The organism is Fodinicurvata sediminis DSM 21159 (genome assembly GCF_000420625.1).
Taxonomy (GTDB): domain Bacteria; phylum Pseudomonadota; class Alphaproteobacteria; order Kiloniellales; family DSM-21159; genus Fodinicurvata; species Fodinicurvata sediminis.
Map to the genome: position 1 here is coordinate 63,517 of NZ_ATVH01000016.1, position 17,356 is coordinate 80,872.

Consider the following 17,356-nt stretch of genomic DNA (forward strand, 5'->3'; position numbering starts at 1 on the left):
TCTTCCCTCAGCTTTTGTCGTTCTTTGTGGTTTTTGCCTTTTCCCTGTCCCCGTCTCGAGCAACTGCTTCTTCACGCTGTCGCATCCCATCTACGCCTATGAAGTCACTGAACCAGTCGAAGGACGTCATGGCACGCTCCGCGTGATCTGGTGTAACTCGGTCGGCGTCCTTCATCTTCATGTAGAAATCCTGCATCGCGCGCGCCGCAGTGAAAAGCGATGTGAAAGGATATATAACCAGCACGATCCCGAGCGCGCGATAGGTCGCGCTTGTCTCGAAGGAACCCGACCATCCGGGCACGCCGCCGCAGATCGCCAGAGGCCCCTTAACCAGGCGGGAGAGTTCCTGCAGTTCCTCGAATGAATAGTTTTCCGCGGCAAAGCCCAGGTCTGCCCCAGCGGCGAAGTAGCTGTTCAAGCGCTTGGCTGCCGCCTCCAGCCCTTCGCTGTCCTTGGCATCCGTGCGGGCAATGACCAGAAAATCCGTGGAGCGCCGCGCTTGACAGGCGGCACGAATCTTCGCTGACATCTCGTCGGTCGGGATCACCTTGCGCCCGGGCAACCCCCCGCAGCGTTTCGGGCTTCCCTGGTCTTCGATGTGCAAAGCCTGCACGCCCTGCTTTTCCAGGCGTCGGGTGGTTTCCCAGACCTGCGCCGGGCCACCATAGCCGGTATCCGCGTCACAGATGACCGGGATATCGACGGCTGAAACGATCCGTCCGGCAATTTCCACCAGATCAAACAGCCCGGTGAAGCCCAGGTCCGGCAGGCCGAAGCTGCTGGCTTCCACGCCATAGCCAGATATGGAAACGGCCTCGAAGCCGGCTGTCTCGGCTATACGGGCGCTGACGCAGTCGTACACGCCCGGTGCAAGTACACAGTCTCCTTCCGCAAGCTTGCGCTTGAGATCGGTCATTCTTTCAGTCTCCCATCCATCCTTTTTTTGGAGCAACCCTAGCCCATCAGCTTTTGGATCGATAGTCTGTATCTCAAACCGTTTTGCGGCGCTTGGTGACATGCACCGCGAGGCAAGCAGAACAAGGCCTGCCACGGTCTCGTGCAGGACAGGCCATCCAGGGAGACAGGAAACAGTCATGACAAGTGGGGATCAGGACGCTTATGTCGTCGTGACCGGTGGCAGCCGGGGAATCGGGGCTGCGACTGCGCGTGTTGCAGCGCAGGCTGGATACAATCTGGCACTTACCTACAAGAGCAACCGGGCAGCCGCCGATGACGTCATCAAGGCTGTGGAGTCGGAAGGACGCCGTGCGGTGGCACAGTCCTTCGACATGGCCACAGGCAATGTCGAAGAGCTATTCCGTGCCTTCGATTCAGCTGGCCTGGGGCGTCTGCATGGTCTTGTGAACAATGCCGGCATCACGGGACCCATCAAGCGGCTGACCGAGATCGACCAAGCCATGCTGGATGATGTCTTCCGAATCAACATCACCTCCCTGATGCTCTGCATGAAGGAGGCCGCCCTGCGCATGTCGACGGAGCAGGAGGGCATTGGGGGCACGATCGTCAATGTCTCTTCTCGTGCAGGCCAACTGGGCGGTGCAGGGGAGTGGATCCACTATGCCGCCAGCAAGGGCGCGGTGGACACCCTGACAGAGGGCGCGGCGAAGGAACTCGGCAGCGAGGGGATTCGCGTCAACGCGGTTTCCCCCGGTCTGATCGAAACGGAGATTCACGCCGCAGCCGGTGCGCCAGACCGGGTGGAGCGGATGGTCAGCGGCGTTCCGCTGGGGCGGAGCGGCACGGCCGAGGAGGTGGCCGAGGTCATTGTCTGGCTGCTTTCAGGCAAGAGCAGTTATGTCTCTGGCGCCAATATCTCGATCTCTGGTGGACGCTGAGCCAGGAGGACATCAATCCGAGCTAGGGAGACAGCCTTGAGCGCATTGGAGCAGGAAAAGGAAAGAATTGCCATCGTCACCGGAGGTGCCAGTGGCATTGGTCTGGCGGCGGTCGAGCGCCTTCTGGCAGACGGCTACCGGGTCATCGGCGCGGACAGAAACGGGGAACAGCTGGCAAACTTGACCCAGGACAAGCCGGAGGTGGCCTGGCGGGAGCTCGATGTCAGTTCCCAAACTGAGATCGACGGCTTCAGGCAGGAGGTCGACAGCCGGTTCGGCTGTCCGCATGTGGTCGTGAATGCAGCCGGCATCATGCAGGACAACGTCCCGCTGGATGCCATGGATATGGAAGAGCACGATCGCATTTGGGATGTGAACTATCGCGGCAGTTTTCTCATGTGCCGGAACTTCGGCTTGGCCATGTCTGCTCTGGGGCGCGGCGTCCTGATCAATATTGCCTCCATTACCGCCCTGCGGCCCCTGCCGCTGTTTGCCTACGGTCCCGGGAAAGCCGCCGTGGTGTCCATGACGGAAAGCCTGGCCGGACATCTGGGCCCATCCGGGGTGCGCGTGAATGCCGTTGCCCCCGGCTTCGTGCTGACGCCGCCCATCAAGGCCAAGATCGAAGCGGGCCTAAGGGATGCAGAGGATCTGTCCCGATCGGCGGCGCTTCAGCGCATGGTCACACCGGAGGAGATCGCCGAGGCCATTGCCTTTCTGGTCAGCGACAGGGCCGCGGCGATCACCGGCATCACGCTGCCGGTGGATGCAGGCTGGCTGGCCGGCTCTTCCTGGGGCACTTATGGGGGCCTGCGTGTGTCCGAGCAGACGCAGGACTCAAGAACAAGAAACCAAGAAGGGATGGAATAGATGACACTTGCAAACCTACTGAGGCCTGATTCGGGTCTGAGGGTGCTTGTAACCGCCGGAGCCGGTGGCATCGGCCGACGTATCGTCGAGGGCTATCGCGAGGTTGGGGCCCGTATCGCTGTCTGCGATGTTTCCGATGATGCCCTCTCAGCCTTTCGCAGCGAAATACCCGATGCATTGGCCGTCAAATGCGACGTGGCGGATCGCGAAGCAGTGGCGGACATGGTTCGTCAAGCCCGCGAGGCGCTGGGTGGCTTCGACGTGGTGGTCAACAATGCCGGTATATCTGGCCCCACAGGTACGGTTGAGGATCTGGATCCCGTGGAGTGGGAGCGCACGCTCCGCACCGACCTGGATAGCCAGTTCTACATTGCCCACGAAACGGCCCGGGACCTGAAGGAAAGCCGCGGCAGCCTGATCAACATCGCCTCGGTGGCGGGGCGTCTGGGGTACGCCTATCGCACGCCCTATGCCTCGGCCAAGTGGGGGATCGTCGGCTTCACCAAGAGCCTGGCCGCGGAAATGGGTCCGGACGGCGTGCGGGTGAACGCGATCCTGCCCGGTATTGTCGAGGGCGAGCGCATTCGCGGCGTGATCTCGGCCCGGGCTCAGGCGCTGGGGGTTTCCTACGAGGAGATGGAGAAGCGCTACCTGGCGAATGTCTCCCTGCGCCGCATGGTCAGCGCGGATGATGTGGCCACCACCTGCCTGTTCCTGACATCGCCCGGCGGGGCGAACATCAGCGGCCAGGCGATCAGTGTCTGCGGCAATGTCGAGGTGTTGATGTGAGTATGGAGACGACCTCAGTCGCCCTGATCGGCGGCGGGCTGATCGGCTACAGCTGGGCGGCGATCTTTGCGCGCGCCGGCTGTCACGTCCGGATCTATGATGCCTCCGAAGAGCAACGCGAACGCCTGCCAGGCCTGCTGAAAGCGCAGCTCGAAGAGCTGGAGGCCGCCGGGCTGGCCGAGGATGCGGCGCGCGCCATCGCGCGCATCTCGGTCAGCGACAACATGGCAGAGGCCATCGAGGGCGCCGATCATATCCAGGAGAACGGACCGGAGCGCCTGGAAGTCAAGCAGGAGCTCCTGAAAGAGGTGGACAGCCTGGCCGACGAAGCCGCCACCATCTCCAGCTCGACCTCGGCCCTGCTGCCCTCGGCCCTGTCCGAGCAGCTCGCTGGCCGGCACCGCTTCCTGGTGGCCCATCCGGTCAACCCGCCGCACCTGATACCCGTGGTGGAACTCTGTCCGGCCCCCTGGACGGAGGAGGCTGCCATGGAGAAGGTCCGGGTCTTGATGCAGGCGGTCGGCCAGAAGCCGCTGATGATGAAACGCGAGATCGATGGCTTCATCCTCAACCGCCTGCAGGGTGCGCTGTTGCGCGAGGCCTTTTCCCTGGTCGAGCAGGGCTATGCCCGGGTCGAGGATGTGGATGCCGCCGTTTCCGATGGGCTTGGCCTGCGCTGGTCCTTCATGGGACCCTTCGAGACCATCGACCTGAATGCGCCCGACGGACTGGCCGATTACGGCCGGCGCTATCGGGAGATGTACGCCAATATGGCGGGCTCGGAGGCGAAACCCTGGTCGGACGCCCTGCTGGCGAAGGCCGAGGCCCAGCGGCGGGAGATCCTGCCCGCCGAGAAACTGCCCGCGCGCCAGCGCTGGCGCGATGCCCGCCTGCAGGCCCTGGCCCTGCACAAGCGGGACCAGGACGAGCGTGAGAAATAACCAGATCAGTTTGGAGGACAACAAGCCCATGGCCGCGACAAGCAAGAACAAAGTCATCATCACCTGTGCCGTGACCGGCGGCATCCATACGCCGTCCATGTCGCCGAATCTGCCGGTGACGCCGGACGAGATCGCCGAGCAGTCCATCGCGGCCGCCGAGGCCGGTGCTGCGATCCTGCACCTGCATGCGCGCGATCCGGAGACGGGACGTCCCACCCAGGACCCCGAGATGTTCGGGCGCTTCCTGCCGCGGATCAAACAGTCGAGCGATGCCGTGGTGAACATCACCACCGGCGGTAGCCCACACATGAGCGTCGACGAGCGCCTGCAACCGGCCAGGCACTACCAGCCCGAGGTGGCCTCGCTGAACATGGGCTCCATCAACTTCGGCCTCTTTCCGATGCTGGACCGCTACAAGGAGTTCAAGCACGATTGGGAGCGCCAGCACCTGGAAAACAGCCGGGACCTGGTGTTCAAGAACACCTTTGCCGACATCGAGCACATCCTGGAAACCTGCCAGGCCAACGGCACGCGCTTCGAGTTCGAGTGCTACGACATTGGCCATCTCTACAACCTGGCGCACTTCCTGGACCGTGGCCTGGTGAAACCGCCGCTCTTCGTGCAGTCGGTCTTCGGCATCCTGGGCGGGATCAGTCCGCATCCGGAGGACATCATGCACATGCGGCGCACGGCCAACAGGCTGTTCGGCGACGACTATCGCTGGTCGGTCCTGGGCGCTGGCGCCAGCCAGATGCGGGTGGCCTCGATCGCCGCCTCCATGGGCGGCAACGTGCGCGTGGGCCTGGAGGATTCCCTCTGGGGGGCGCCCAAGAAACTGGCGGAAAACAATGCCGAACAGGTAAAGCGGGTGCGCCAGATCCTTGAGGGCCTCTCCCTGGAGATCGCGACACCCGAGGAGGCGCGGGAGATGCTGTCCCTCAAGGGCGGCGACCAGGTCAACTTTTGACCAGGCAGGCCGCTGCTGCTGGAGTGGGGCGTGGAATCTGAGCGGGAGTGCCGATGACGAGCCTGGGCATTCGTTGCCATTGCGGCTGCCTGCAGGGGACTGTGCGTCCCCGCGGCTGCGTGAACAGATGCCTCTGCTACTGCGACGACTGCCAGGCCTTCGCCTGCTTCCTGGGGCGGCAGGAGGAGATGCTCGACCCCTACGGCGGTACGGAAATCCTCCATCTCTCCCAGGACGAGATGAGCCTTGCCGAGGGCAGGGGCCAACTGGCCTGCATGCGCCTGACGGAGAAGGGGACCCTGCGCTGGTACGCGACCTGCTGCAGCACCCCCATAGGCAACACGGTTCCCAACCGCGGCTTTCCGGTGGTCGGTCTTGTCCGCGCTTGCCTGGATGCTGATGAAGACATGCTGCAGAACACTGTCGGTCCCATCCGCATGCAGGTGTTTACGAAATACGCGCTGCAAGCGCCTGCACCGAAGGTTAGAGGCCTGTTCCGTGGTGCGATATGTGTTCTCCGTATCATCGGGAGGGGTTGGCTGAAATCTGCGCATCGCCACAGCCCCTTCTTCGATGCACACACGGGCAAACCCGCTGTCGTGCCGAGAGTCCTGAGCCAGGAAGAACGCGCGCGTGTGAAGGTCCTTGAATGAGACTGGTTCGGCTGCAGGCAGTTGTAGAGGTAAATGAGGGCCGTTCTTTCGTTTGCAATCGGTTTATTCAGGGCTTTATCACTCCTGAAGCGGAGGCAAAGGAGTAGGGTTTCATGGCGAAGACCGAGAAAAGATGGGTGCGCATCAGGAAACTGACGCGTGAGGAGAAAGAGGATATGGCGTGCCGGTGCGAACGCTTTCTCGAAGAGTTTCTGCGTCCCACCTTTATTCCGGAAATCCGGCCGAGCGAATGGAACTATCCAGTGGATCTATTCGGGAAGTGGCACGGTCACCGCTACAGCTTCATTGTGCGGTACCGTTCAGGCTTTCCCGATACCGACGGAGAAGAGTTCGATGCCCCCTTCGCGCGTCTCGATCACGTCGAGGAGAAGCCGGACAGGGTCCTGTTCGACGTGATGTGGAAGCGGCATACGGGACAGTGGTGGCCCATCAAGCCGGAACTGGAGCTCGAGGATGCCCTGCAGGAAATCAGGGAGAACGAGGTCCTGCATCCGCCCATGTGAGGCATGATTGACGATGTACTGTGACACCGAGCTCCTGAAAGAACTGGCTGGTCCGAAGGTTTTTGCACGCGGCGAAGAGTATTTCCGGAACGGCTGCGTCGTATTGCTGTCCCTTGAGGAGACTCAGATCTGGGCAAGGGTGTACGGCAGCGAAGTCTACGAAACGCTTTTGGATAACGACGAGGACGGCCTCGACGGGGAGTGCAGCTGTCCCGCCTTCGAGGACTGGGGTTTCTGCAAGCACATGGTCGCCGTGGGGCTGGCCGCCAATGCAGCGCCAGAGACGCCTGCCGGGCCGTCGGGGCTCAGTGATATCCGGGAAATCAGGAGATCCCTGCAGGACTGCAGTCATGAGGCTCTGGTCAAGCTGGTGGCGGACTTCGCCGAGTACGATGTGGGCTTCTTTCGCATGCTGCGGCGAAGGCTGCAGTTGATGCCGAGTGAGGAGCCGGAGGCCGAGGTGCGTTTGCGAAGCCATATTGAAGTATCTCTCCATCTGCTCCACGCGATGGAGGACCGCCACGACGACACCGGATATCGCGAGCTCTGCGAGCTGATATCAAGCCTGGAGGATTGGGTTGCACAGGGACAGGCGACTGCTGCCCTGCGCCTGTCCGGCCATCTGATCGATCGCCTGCTGGAGGAGATGGATGACTATGCCTGGGCTTCGGGCGATTGCGGGGCGCTGATAAAAGAGGCGGCTCGGGTAAACCTCATGGCCTGTGAGCTCGCTGCTCCCGATCCCGTGGAACTGGCTTCGGACATCTTCGGGCGCGAGATGAAGGGGGCCTATTTCGGTTCCGCCTGTGGCGCGGCCTTCTATGTAGAGGTACTGGGCAAGGCAGGTCTCGCAGAATACAGGCGCTTGGCGGAGGAAGCCTGGCAAAAGACTCCGGCCAAGGCACCCGTTGATCGAAGTTGGTTTCAAATGCCGGATAGGCAGGACGGGCGTCAGCTATTCCGCCTGATCGCGATTAAGGATTACTTAGGCGAGCTGGACGGTGATGTCGATGCGCGCATTGCTGCACGCAAGCGAGACCTTTCGTCTATCCGGAAGTACCAGGAGCTCGTGCGTTTCTGCCTGGAGCAGGGGCGCCCGGCAGAGGCCTTGGGTTATCTTGAGGAAGGCCTTTGGGTTTTTCCCGAAGCCACAAGCCATCGTAATCAGGCCCTTGATTTTTGTGATCTGCTGGAAAGGCTGGGACAGAAGGCAAGGGGCATTGACCTGTTGCTGGAGGCCTTCAGCTCTGAACCGGACGAACAGATCTATGGCCGGCTTGCCCATCTGGGCGGAGAGGCGGCCGCCGAAAAGGCCGTCGCCGACCTGCGTGCCCGGCTCAGGGAGGAACAGGGATTCAAGCGCAGCCGAATGGCGGATGTCCTGCTACGTATCCTGATGGGGCGGCAGGATTTCGAGCAGGCCTGGACGGTGGCGGTTGACAACAAGCTTCCTGCAGCAAGCCTTATGAAGCTAGCCAAGGCCAGCGAGGCGGCCTATCCAGACAGGGCGCGTGCGGTCTATGAGCAGGAGGTCGAGCGCCTTGTGAACTCGGGCGGCAACGAGAATTATCGCAATGCCTGTGGGTTGATTTCCAGACTCGAAAAGCTGCAGAGCCCGAATTACCACAAGGAGTACGTCGAAGGACTTGTGCAGCGTTATCGGCGCAAAAGGAACTTCATGAAGCTGCTGGAGCAGAGAGCATGAAGAAGGCCGTCATCGACGAGCAGAACCGCCACCTGATTCGCCAGCAGGAGCTTTTCCGCAAGGCGGCGGATGTCGTGGTGCGCGCTTGGAAGCCTTTCGAAGAGGTGCAGGCCATCGCCGTCGTCGGCTCGGTGGCCGGGCCGCTGTGGAAAGAGGTTCCGCGCTTTCGCGAATTCAGGCGTGCGCGCATCGAGGTTTGGCACGAATGCGGCGACTTGGATATTGCGCTCTGGCTGGACTCCCAGGATCGGCTCGAAGATTTGCGCCGGGCCAAGGACCGTTGCTTGCGGGAGGCCAATGAGTCCGGCGAGGACGTTTCCACGCCTGGCAATCTGGTGGACACCTTCCTGTTCGAACCGGAGAGTGGGCGATACCTGGGGCGTCTCTGTCGCTATAACGAGTGTCCCAAAGGCAAGGCGGACTGCGAGGTGCCGGGATGTGGCCGCATTCCCTTCAACAAGAAAATCCCGGAGTTCGTTCCCTATGCCGACCTGCTGAACCAGGCCCGGACCAACCTGCTCTATGAACGGACCCAAGGCGTACTCCGCTCAGCACTGGAGCTGCCACCCACGCCACAATCGTGAATTCCATTTCGGCGAGAGGGCATAACGTTTCTCTTTGGCGTGCCGTGGATCAGGTTTTGGATATGTGGCGCAGGAGCGTTTCCGCCAGGCTATTTCGGGTATAGGGTTTACGCAGCACCTCGAAGCCCTGTGCCCTGTCCGGCGACAGGGCCGCGCCCGGATCGTGGCCGGTCGTGATGATGACGGGCAGCCCGGGGTGTGTTCTGCGCAGTTCCTTGGCGAGTTGAAGGCCAGAGCGGCTTCCGGGCATGACCATATCCGTCAGGACCAAGTCAACGGTCAGGCCCTTTTCCAGTTGCTGGAGGGCATCCTGGGCATTTTCCGCGGTCGTGGTTGTGAAGCCGATCTGCTCGAGCATGAGGCGGGTTTGTTCGCGCACAAGTTCATTGTCTTCGACCAGCAGAAGCCTTTCACCATTTGCACCGGCGCGCTGCGGCTGGGCCTGCGTGACCCCCTGTCCCTCCGAAGCCATCGGGAAAACAAGGTCGATTGTGGTGCCCTGGTCGAGTATTGATGTCAGGCGCACGTCGCCGCCCAACTGGCGCATGAATCCCTGAACCATGGAGAGACCCAGGCCCGAGCCCTTGCCCACGTCTTTTGTGGTGAAAAAGGGTTCGAAGATTCGGTCGAGGATATCCGGCTCAATACCTGTCCCATCATCTTGTAAGCGCAGGCCGACATAATCGCCCGGAGAGAGTTCATGGAGGTCTCGGGCCGGCGTCAGCTTTTGTGGATCAATGCGGAAGGTGCGCAAGCGCAGGCACCCGCCTTCCGGCATGGCATCGCGCGCATTGGCGGCGAGATTCAGGAGTGTAGTCGTCAACTGGGCGGAATCCGCCTTGCAGGCCGGACAGTCCCGCTCCGTGTCAATCTCGAGACGATTGATCTCGCCCAGGGAGGAATGCAGCAAGGGTTTGACCTCCTGCAGAAAGGCGTTGAGGTCGATGGAGCGTGTGACAAGGGCCTGGCGGCGCGAGTAGGCGAGAAGCTGATTGGTCAGACCACCCGCGCGCTCAGCGGCGTACATGGCGTTTGATGCAAGTTTGTACTGACCAGAGGTTTTATCCAGATCATCAAGCAAGGCTTCCAGGCTGCCGACAATAACGGTCAGCAGGTTGTTGAAGTCGTGGGCCAGGCCTCCGGTCAGGCTTTCGATCGTCTCCAGGCGCACGCGCTCGGCCCGCTCTCGTTCCAAAGCCGAACGGTGGCTGATGTCGCGAATGATGGTCAGTGCGCGTTTTTCCCCGTTCTTCAGGCTTACGAGGTTCGATGTGATTTCGGTTTCGAGGCTGTCTCCATCCTTTGTCCGGAAAGTCAGTTCACCAAGGTAGAAGCCGTGCTTGGCACGTTCGTTCAGGGCTGTTCTGGCGCTCTGGTCCTGGGGGAAGAAAAACGCTTCACGGCTTCTTCCAATAACCTCGTCCGGCGTATAACCCATCATTTCGCATGCGCGTCGATTTGCGGCCAGAACGATCTCGTCATCACCGACGGCCCCGCTGGTGGACAGATAGACAGCTCCATCGCCCATGTTGTCGAAAAGGAATTGGTAGAGTGATTCCTGTTCGGCCTTTTCCTCGTGGGCCTTGCCGATTTCCGATTGTCGCGTTTCCACGGCATGGAGGATGCTGTGGAAACGCGAAGCCAGGCTGTGCGCAAACGAGGCATGACTGCGTTCGATGGGCACCAGCTTGTTGGGTACGAGGATGAGGATGCCGCGCAGCTGTGCGTTATGGCCGCGAAGTGCGATAGCATGGGCCTTGTCTGCCCAGTGATCATCTGTCGTCAGTCCATCGAGGGGGACCGGCACCACATCATTGCTGCCGCTGCGCAGGGTCTGAGCCGCCAGCGGTCGCAAGGCGCGTGCCGTGGTATCGTCCAGGCGCAAACTGCAAATCTCACCTTCCGGATTGGAGGTATGCGCGTCGATGGAATAGAGGGCAGCTGCGGCGCAATCCATTTCGTTTGCTTCGAGGATTTCATGCAGGCGGCTGGCCAGTTCCCGGAAGCTTGTGTCATTCGCCAAGCCAGCGTCCAGGCCGTTTATCGCTTGCCGTCGCTTGGCGATCACGTCGCCGGTTCGCTCCGTGGCAATGGAGACAACCCCGAGCGTTTCACCGTCCGCGGTCAGGGCTGGGCTGTAGGAGAAATCAAAATAGCACTCTTCCGGCACCCCTTTCTTCGCGAGAGGCAGCAGGCGGCTTGAATATGTCAGTTCCTGTTGCGTCGTGCGAACCTTCTCGAAGGCCGGCCCGAGAAAAGCCCAGATCTCCTGCCAGCTTTCATGAGCGGGCATGCCGAACGACTGAGGATGCTTGTCTCCGAGTATCGGGTTGTAGGCGTCATTGTAGACTTGGACGAGATCCTTGCCCCATGCGGTATAGACCGGGAAGCCCGAAGCCATGGCCATGCGGATCATGGCCTTCATGTCGGGATGCCAGGTTTCGGCGCATCCAAGAGACGTTTGATGCCAGGGAAAAGTTTCGAGCAACGTTCTGTTGCTTCCGTCCATCTTGCCTCCTGAATCTCGGTCTACAGACAACTTTTGGCCGAAAGCCCAGTCTATTTTACTTTCAGCCGTGAGGAAATAGAGGAAATCTGTCCTTAGAATAAGGTATTTTCGTAAATTTCTTGTCGAAATTGCCGAGCTTCCCGGAGGCGTCCCCCGGAATGCCAGCTGCGGGCTTGTACGCACAAGCCTTGCTGAAGAATACTTTCCTGGATTGTTTGCCATTCTCCGCGTGATGATTAGCATTCCGGAATGGGAACGCCTGGCCATCACTGGGCCGTTCATCTTGAACAAAGGAAACAGCCATGAAGACACGCGCCGCGGTTTTGAATGAATCGCCTGTCGAACGCCCCTATGCCGAAACACGCCCCCTGAGGATCGAGGAGGTGGAGCTTGATGAACCGGGACACGAGGAGGTGCGTGTTCGTATTCGTGCTGCAGGCCTCTGTCATTCAGACCTCTCGGTGATCAATGGTGACCGGCCGCGCCCGGTGCCCATGGCGCTGGGTCATGAAGCGGCCGGCGAGGTCGAGGCGGTGGGCCCTGGCGTGAAGGATCTGGAGCCGGGTGACCGCGTGGTGATGATCTTCATGCCGTCCTGCGGGCACTGCATGCCTTGTGCAGAGGGACGTCCGGCACTCTGCGAACCCGGAGCGGAAGCCAACGGTGCGGGAACCCTGTTGGGTGGCGCCATGCGCATTCATCGCAATGGTCAGGACGTCTATCACCATGTGGGCGTCTCGGCTTTTGCCGAGCGGGCCGTGATCTCGCGCCATTCCATGGTGAAGATCGACCGTGAGCTGCCGTTCGACCATGCTGCGCTGTTTGGCTGTGCCGTGCTGACCGGCGTCGGAGCCGTGGTGAACACCGCGGCCGTCAAGGCGGGCCAGACCGTGGCCGTCATCGGTCTTGGCGGCGTCGGCCTGGCGGCCATTCTGGGGGCACAGGCAGCCGGTGCTGCACGCATCGTTGCCGTGGATCTGTTGCAGGAAAAGCGCGACTTCGCCCGCCAGCTGGGCGCAACGCATGCTATCGACCCGCGCGATGAAGAAGCCGTGGCGCAGGTCAAGGAATGGACCAACGGTGGGGTCGATGCTGCCGTGGAATTGGCAGGATCGGTTCCGGCCCTGGACTTTGCTTATCGCATCACGCGGCGCGGCGGCACCACGGTGACCGGCGGGCTGGCGAATCCCGAGAAGAAGCTGGAGATCCAGCAAGTTTCACTGGTGGCCGAGGAGCGCACGTTGAAGGGCAGCTACATCGGCAGCTGCATTCCCTCACGCGACATCCCGCGCTATATTGAGCTGTTCCGGGCCGGGCGCCTGCCGGTGGACCGCCTGATGACCGGCCGCGGTACGCTGGAAGACATAAACGAGGCCTTCGACCGCCTGGCCGACGGCACCGCCGTGCGCCACGTCATTACGCCGTAGCGACAAGTATGAGACAGGCCCCGTTCCTCAGAAGGAGCGGGGCAGGCCCAGGACCTTCTCCGCCACATGGGAGAGGATGAGGTTGGTGGAGATCGGCGCGATCTGATAGAGGCGCGTCTCCCGGAACTTGCGCTCCACGTCGTATTCCTCGGCAAAGCCGAAGCCGCCGTGCGTCTGCAGGCAGGTATCCGCTGCGTGCCACGAGGCCTCCGAGGCCAACAGCTTGGCCATATTAGCCTCGGCTCCGCAGGATTCTCCGCGGTCATACATGTCTGCAGCGTGCTTCACGGCCAGGTGCGCGGCATGCAGTTCCACATGATTGCGGGCAATGGGGAACTGTACGCCCTGGTTCTGTCCGATGGGCCGGCCGAAGACCTTGCGCTCGTTGGCGTAGTTGGTGGATTTCTCGATGAACCAGCGGCAGTCGCCGATGCATTCCGAGGCGATCAGGATCCGCTCGGCGTTCATGCCGTCCAGGATATAGCGGAAGCCCTTGTGCTCCTCGCCGATGAGGGCGTTGGCTGGAATCTCCAGGTCGTCGAAGAAGATCTCCGTCGTCGAGTGGTTGATCATGGTGTTGATGGGCTGGATGCGCAGCTTGTCGGCCGGGGCCTCGCGCATGTCGACCAGGAAGACCGACAGGCCGTCGGTGCGCTTTTCCAATGAGCCTTTCGGCGCCGTGCGCGCCAGCAGGATCATCAGGTCCGAGTGTTCTGCCCGGCTGGTCCAGACCTTCTGGCCGCGGATGATGTAGCTGTCGCCCTTGCGTTCGGCCGTGGTCGAGATCGACAGCGTGTCGGTGCCCGCCCCGGGTTCGGTTACACCGAAGGCTTGCAGGCGCAACTCGCCCGAGGCGATGCCAGGCAGATAGGCCTGTTTCTGTTCCTCGCTGCCGTGCCGCAGCAGGGTGCCCATGGTGTACATCTGGGCGTGACAGGCGGCACCATTGGCGCCGCAGGCATGCACTTCCTCCAGGATCGTGGCGGCTATCGAGAGCGGCAGGCCGCTGCCGCCGTATTCCTCGGGGATGAGCGAGGCGAGCAGGCCGGCTTCGGCCATCGCGTTCACGAATTCGGTCGGGTAGGCGCGTTCGCGATCGAGCTTGCGCCAGTACTCGTTGGGGAAGCGGGCACAAAGGGCGCGTACTGTGTCGCGAATGGCTTCGATCTCGGCGTTTTCGGGCGCTGTCGTGGTCTCGTTCATCTCGGGGAAAGCCCTGTTGTTCTCACTGATCCGTATAACCGATGCGTGGTGAAAGAACTTGGGATGGTCCATGCTATAATGCAAAGATAATATATAGCTATCCTCAATAAGAAGATGATATGGCTGAGCGCCATGGATATTCGCCACCTGCGCTATTTTGTAACCATCGCCGAAGCGGGGTCTCTTTCGAAAGCGGCGGAACACCTGCATGTCGCCCAGCCGGCACTCAGCCAGCATGTGCGCAACATGGAGCGGGACCTGCGCACCGAGTTGCTTTTCCGGTCTTCGCGGGGCGTCCAGTTGACGGAAGCTGGCCAGCGATTGTTGCAGCATGCGCGCCATTTGATTGATCAATTCGATCAACTGGAAGAGGTCGTGCGTGCAGAGGATGTCGAGCCCTCGGGAGAGGTGCGCTTCGGTGTTCCAGGCACGGTCAGCCAGATGCTCAGCGCCCGTTTGATTCAGGAGGCGTCGCGACGCTATCCGGCGATACGCCTGCGCATAGCGGAGGCCATGAGCGGTTTCATCTTCGACTGGTTGCGTGAAGACAAGATCGATGTGGCGGTTCTCTATCGCGGCGTGCACAGCCGCGGCATTCGTTTGAAGCAGGTCCTGTCCGAAGAACTGAGATTGTTTGGGCCGGCGGATGCGCGGCTTGGCAATGGAAAACCCGACCAGGAGTCTGTGGACTTCTCGGAAGCCATAGGGTTGCCCCTGGCCATACCGAGCCGAGGACATGGCTTGCGTGACCTGCTGGATGATGTGGCATCGCAGCACTGTGGCCGAACATTCGAAGCCCATACCGAAATCGATTCCTATGCACCGATTAAAACCTTGGTCGAGGAGGGGCTGGCCTTCTCCATACTGCCGGCCATGGCGATAAAGGCGGAGTGCCAGCAAGGACGTCTGGTTTCCTGGTCCATCACCAATCCGGAGCTTCGCAGGAACATCTTTATTTCAGTGCCCGCAGACCGGCCCATATCCGCGGCCACACTTGCCATCGAGAAGTTGTGCTATGAGCTTCTGCATCAGCTTGTGCAGGAAGGGACATGGGAGGGGCGGCTGGAAGAAGATTGACGGCCTATAAAAGAAGCCCGACTTCAATTGCCGACCAGATTGCTGCTGCACTGAGAGCAAGTGAAAGAAGGGCAGTGACATAGGCGATTGCGAGCAGAATGCCATCTTCTTCCAGAAAGGCGAATGCCAGAAGCATGATGGTGAGGATAGGGACCACATGACTGAACGGGACGGGGATCAGCATTGTCGCCCCAAGCAATAGCATGACAGACCCAACCGTGCGTTTTCGCGCCTGGAAATGAATCCTCCAGCGCGGCCGAACGACCCGCTCGAGCAGGCGTAGGGGGGGAAGAATACGCCATACGAGGCGCTGCAAGCGCACCGTGGAAAACCTGCGCTGGGCGATTCTCCTGGGCAATGTGGGCGCGGCCCGTCCGAGAATCATCTGGATTGCAGGTATGAACAGCAGCAGGCCTGCAAAGAGGGAGGCGCCAGGCAGCAGCCCAACAAGCGCAATGAGCAGTATCACGATACCGAAAGACCGTTCTTTCAGGTTGGCCACGATCCAGCCAAGCGCGACACTGCCAGTGGGCGTCTCCTGCAGCAGGTTTTCGAGGATTTTCGAGGTGGGTATGTGAGACGACATTTACGAAATCCCGATGCAGCCGCGCGTATTTGTCGGATGGCCCGCGCTTTCAAACTGATCATGCGGCCCTGCGCAACTCAACCGTGCTGGGAAAGAACGCAGACAGAGCCAGTGATAATGTGAATGCAGGGTGCGGGTTCCGAATGCATTTTCCCCGCCTATACCTCATCTTCTTGCCGCCATAAGAATTTCTTATGGCGAATAAAGCGAAATAATCTTTGCATCTGATTTAAACTTCAACCACGCTTCTAAATCGATAAAAATGGAACAAGGTGACAGCAATTCGTTCTGTAACTGTTCCGGTAAGCATCAAGAAAAAACAAGGGAGGAAATGAGAAGATGAAATCCGTATCCATAGCAGCGCTCGGACTTGCTGCGCTATTGCCATTCCAGGCGGTGGCTCAGGACAAGCCCGAGGAGATCAATATCGGCATTACGACGTTCACCTCCGGACCGGCTTCTGTCTTCGGTGTGCCAGGCCAGGAGGCAGCTCGCATGCTCGCCGAGAACCTCAATGAGGCCGGCGGCATACAGGGCGTTCCGGTTTCCTTGAGCTTCATTGACGAAGGCGCAGGGGCCGAGACCCTGACCACCGAGTATCGGCGGCTTGTCCAGGACGAGAACGTGGACGTGATGTTCGCGTCGATCTCGTCGGGCAACTGCATCAACATTGCGCCCTTGGCCGAAGACCTGGAGATGCTGAATATCCTCTGGGATTGCGGGACACAGCGTATTTTCGAGGAGGCTGATTACCGCTACAACTTCCGGACCCAGGCCAACGCCACGCCAGAGATGCTGGCGCCGCTGCTTTATCTTCTGAAGAACAACCCGGATTTCGAGACAATTGCCGTGGTCAACCAGGATTACGCCTGGGGGCGTGACAGCTGGGAGTTGTTCTCCACGGCGCTCAAGCAGCTGAAGCCGGATGTCGAGGTTGTCGGCGAGTTCTTCCCGAGTTTCGGTGCCTCGGACTATTCCGCGGAGATTTCCCGTCTGCTGGCCACGCAGCCAGATGTCATTCTCTCGACGTCATGGGGCGGCGACCTGGATACCTTCGTGCGTCAGGCCAACCAGCGTGGTCTTTTCAACAACTCGCAGTTTGTTTTGCCTTTGGTGGAATCGTCGCTTGAACGTCTTGGCAGCGACCTGCCGGACGGCGTGATTGTTGGCGGTCGTGGCGACCACTACTTCCTGCATCCCGAGTACAAGGATGGTGAAGAACTTCAGGATTTCGTTGCCCAGTACCGCGAACGTACCGGCGACTACCCGATCTATCCCGCTTTCCACATGGCCCAGGCCTTCGCAGCCCTGGAAGCAGCTTATGACAAGGCGATTGAAGCCAATGACGGTGCCTGGCCCGACCGCGAGCAGTTGGTCGATGCCATGGAAGGCCTGGAATACCGCGGTCACGGCCGTCCTTTGACGATCCGTGAAGACAATCAGGCCATCGAGGCCCAGCTGATCGGCACCACCAAGCATGTCGACGGATATGATTTCCCGATCATCGACAACATGATGATCTTCGATGGTGCGGATCTCATGCCGCCGGTGGGTGAGAATTCGATCGAATGGATCGAAACCCTGGACGAAAGCTTCGTGGAAGAAGTCTCCGCTGACGAGTATCAACACGAAGAGTGATCCTTTGATCGGGGCCGCGTGGTTGTT

Annotated in this window: 16 protein-coding genes; 12 read left to right on the forward strand and 4 right to left on the reverse strand. The window is 60.5% G+C overall.

Features of this window, described 5'->3' with window-relative positions:
* Nucleotides 1-7: 7 nt before the first annotated feature.
* Nucleotides 8-916, reverse strand: coding sequence for an isocitrate lyase/PEP mutase family protein (locus G502_RS20175; RefSeq protein WP_051152228.1), 909 nt, complete (start codon nt 914-916; stop codon nt 8-10).
* Between the two features lie 178 nt (nt 917-1,094).
* On the opposite strand from G502_RS20175, the gene G502_RS0112950 reads away from it, so the two are divergent.
* The 9 genes from G502_RS0112950 (at nt 1,095) to G502_RS0112990 (ending at nt 8,889) form a co-directional block, all read left to right on the forward strand.
* Entirely contained in the window at nt 1,095-1,856 is a 762-nt protein-coding gene (locus G502_RS0112950; RefSeq protein WP_022729099.1) for an SDR family oxidoreductase, read from the forward strand.
* Nucleotides 1,857-1,892: 36 nt separating this feature from the next.
* Nucleotides 1,893-2,726, forward strand: a complete 834-nt coding sequence (locus G502_RS20180; RefSeq protein ID WP_051152230.1) for an SDR family NAD(P)-dependent oxidoreductase — start codon at nt 1,893-1,895, stop codon at nt 2,724-2,726.
* Complete coding sequence (locus G502_RS0112960; protein ID WP_022729101.1) at nt 2,727-3,515, forward strand: SDR family oxidoreductase; 789 nt, start codon at nt 2,727-2,729, stop codon at nt 3,513-3,515.
* A 2-nt stretch (nt 3,516-3,517) separates the two neighbouring features.
* On the forward strand, nt 3,518-4,456 hold the full coding sequence (locus tag G502_RS0112965; RefSeq protein ID WP_022729102.1) for a 3-hydroxyacyl-CoA dehydrogenase: 939 nt from the start codon (nt 3,518-3,520) through the stop codon (nt 4,454-4,456).
* A gap of 28 nt (nt 4,457-4,484) precedes the next feature.
* The gene (gene kce, locus G502_RS0112970; RefSeq protein ID WP_026989449.1) at nt 4,485-5,423 is read left to right on the forward strand and encodes a 3,5-dioxohexanoate:acetyl-CoA acetone transferase; all 939 of its coding nucleotides are present in this window, start codon (nt 4,485-4,487) and stop codon (nt 5,421-5,423) included.
* Nucleotides 5,424-5,476: 53 nt separating this feature from the next.
* Entirely contained in the window at nt 5,477-6,076 is a 600-nt protein-coding gene (locus G502_RS0112975) for a DUF6151 family protein (protein ID WP_022729104.1), read from the forward strand.
* Between the two features lie 113 nt (nt 6,077-6,189).
* Nucleotides 6,190-6,600, forward strand: coding sequence for a DUF3024 domain-containing protein (locus G502_RS0112980; RefSeq protein ID WP_022729105.1), 411 nt, complete (start codon nt 6,190-6,192; stop codon nt 6,598-6,600).
* Nucleotides 6,601-6,613: 13 nt separating this feature from the next.
* Nucleotides 6,614-8,305 carry an SWIM zinc finger family protein gene (locus G502_RS0112985; protein ID WP_022729106.1) on the forward strand — a complete coding sequence of 564 codons (1,692 nt, stop codon included), beginning with the start codon at nt 6,614-6,616 and terminating at the stop codon, nt 8,303-8,305.
* A complete protein-coding gene (locus G502_RS0112990; RefSeq protein ID WP_022729107.1) occupies nt 8,302-8,889 on the forward strand; it encodes a hypothetical protein in 588 nt (195 codons plus the stop codon). Before G502_RS0112985 ends, G502_RS0112990 begins: the two co-directional genes overlap by 4 nt.
* 49 nt (nt 8,890-8,938) lie before the next feature.
* Here G502_RS0112990 and G502_RS0112995 read toward each other — a convergent pair whose 3' ends face one another.
* A complete protein-coding gene (locus G502_RS0112995) occupies nt 8,939-11,398 on the reverse strand; it encodes an ATP-binding protein (RefSeq protein WP_022729108.1) in 2,460 nt (819 codons plus the stop codon).
* 302 nt (nt 11,399-11,700) lie between these two features.
* Between G502_RS0112995 and G502_RS0113005 the strand changes: the two genes are divergently transcribed.
* Nucleotides 11,701-12,825, forward strand: a complete 1,125-nt coding sequence (locus G502_RS0113005; RefSeq protein WP_022729110.1) for a zinc-dependent alcohol dehydrogenase family protein — start codon at nt 11,701-11,703, stop codon at nt 12,823-12,825.
* Between the two features lie 27 nt (nt 12,826-12,852).
* Here the strand turns inward: G502_RS0113005 and G502_RS0113010 are convergent, their stop codons facing one another.
* Nucleotides 12,853-14,100 carry an acyl-CoA dehydrogenase family protein gene (locus G502_RS0113010; protein WP_022729111.1) on the reverse strand — a complete coding sequence of 416 codons (1,248 nt, stop codon included), beginning with the start codon at nt 14,098-14,100 and terminating at the stop codon, nt 12,853-12,855.
* A gap of 42 nt (nt 14,101-14,142) precedes the next feature.
* Between G502_RS0113010 and G502_RS0113015 the strand changes: the two genes are divergently transcribed.
* A complete protein-coding gene (locus tag G502_RS0113015; RefSeq protein ID WP_026989451.1) occupies nt 14,143-15,105 on the forward strand; it encodes a LysR family transcriptional regulator in 963 nt (320 codons plus the stop codon).
* A gap of 4 nt (nt 15,106-15,109) precedes the next feature.
* Here G502_RS0113015 and G502_RS0113020 read toward each other — a convergent pair whose 3' ends face one another.
* On the reverse strand, nt 15,110-15,691 hold the full coding sequence (locus G502_RS0113020; RefSeq protein ID WP_022729113.1) for an exopolysaccharide biosynthesis protein: 582 nt from the start codon (nt 15,689-15,691) through the stop codon (nt 15,110-15,112).
* A gap of 339 nt (nt 15,692-16,030) precedes the next feature.
* On the opposite strand from G502_RS0113020, the gene G502_RS0113025 reads away from it, so the two are divergent.
* Nucleotides 16,031-17,329, forward strand: a complete 1,299-nt coding sequence (locus tag G502_RS0113025; protein WP_022729114.1) for an ABC transporter substrate-binding protein — start codon at nt 16,031-16,033, stop codon at nt 17,327-17,329.
* Nucleotides 17,330-17,356 lie beyond the last annotated feature (27 nt).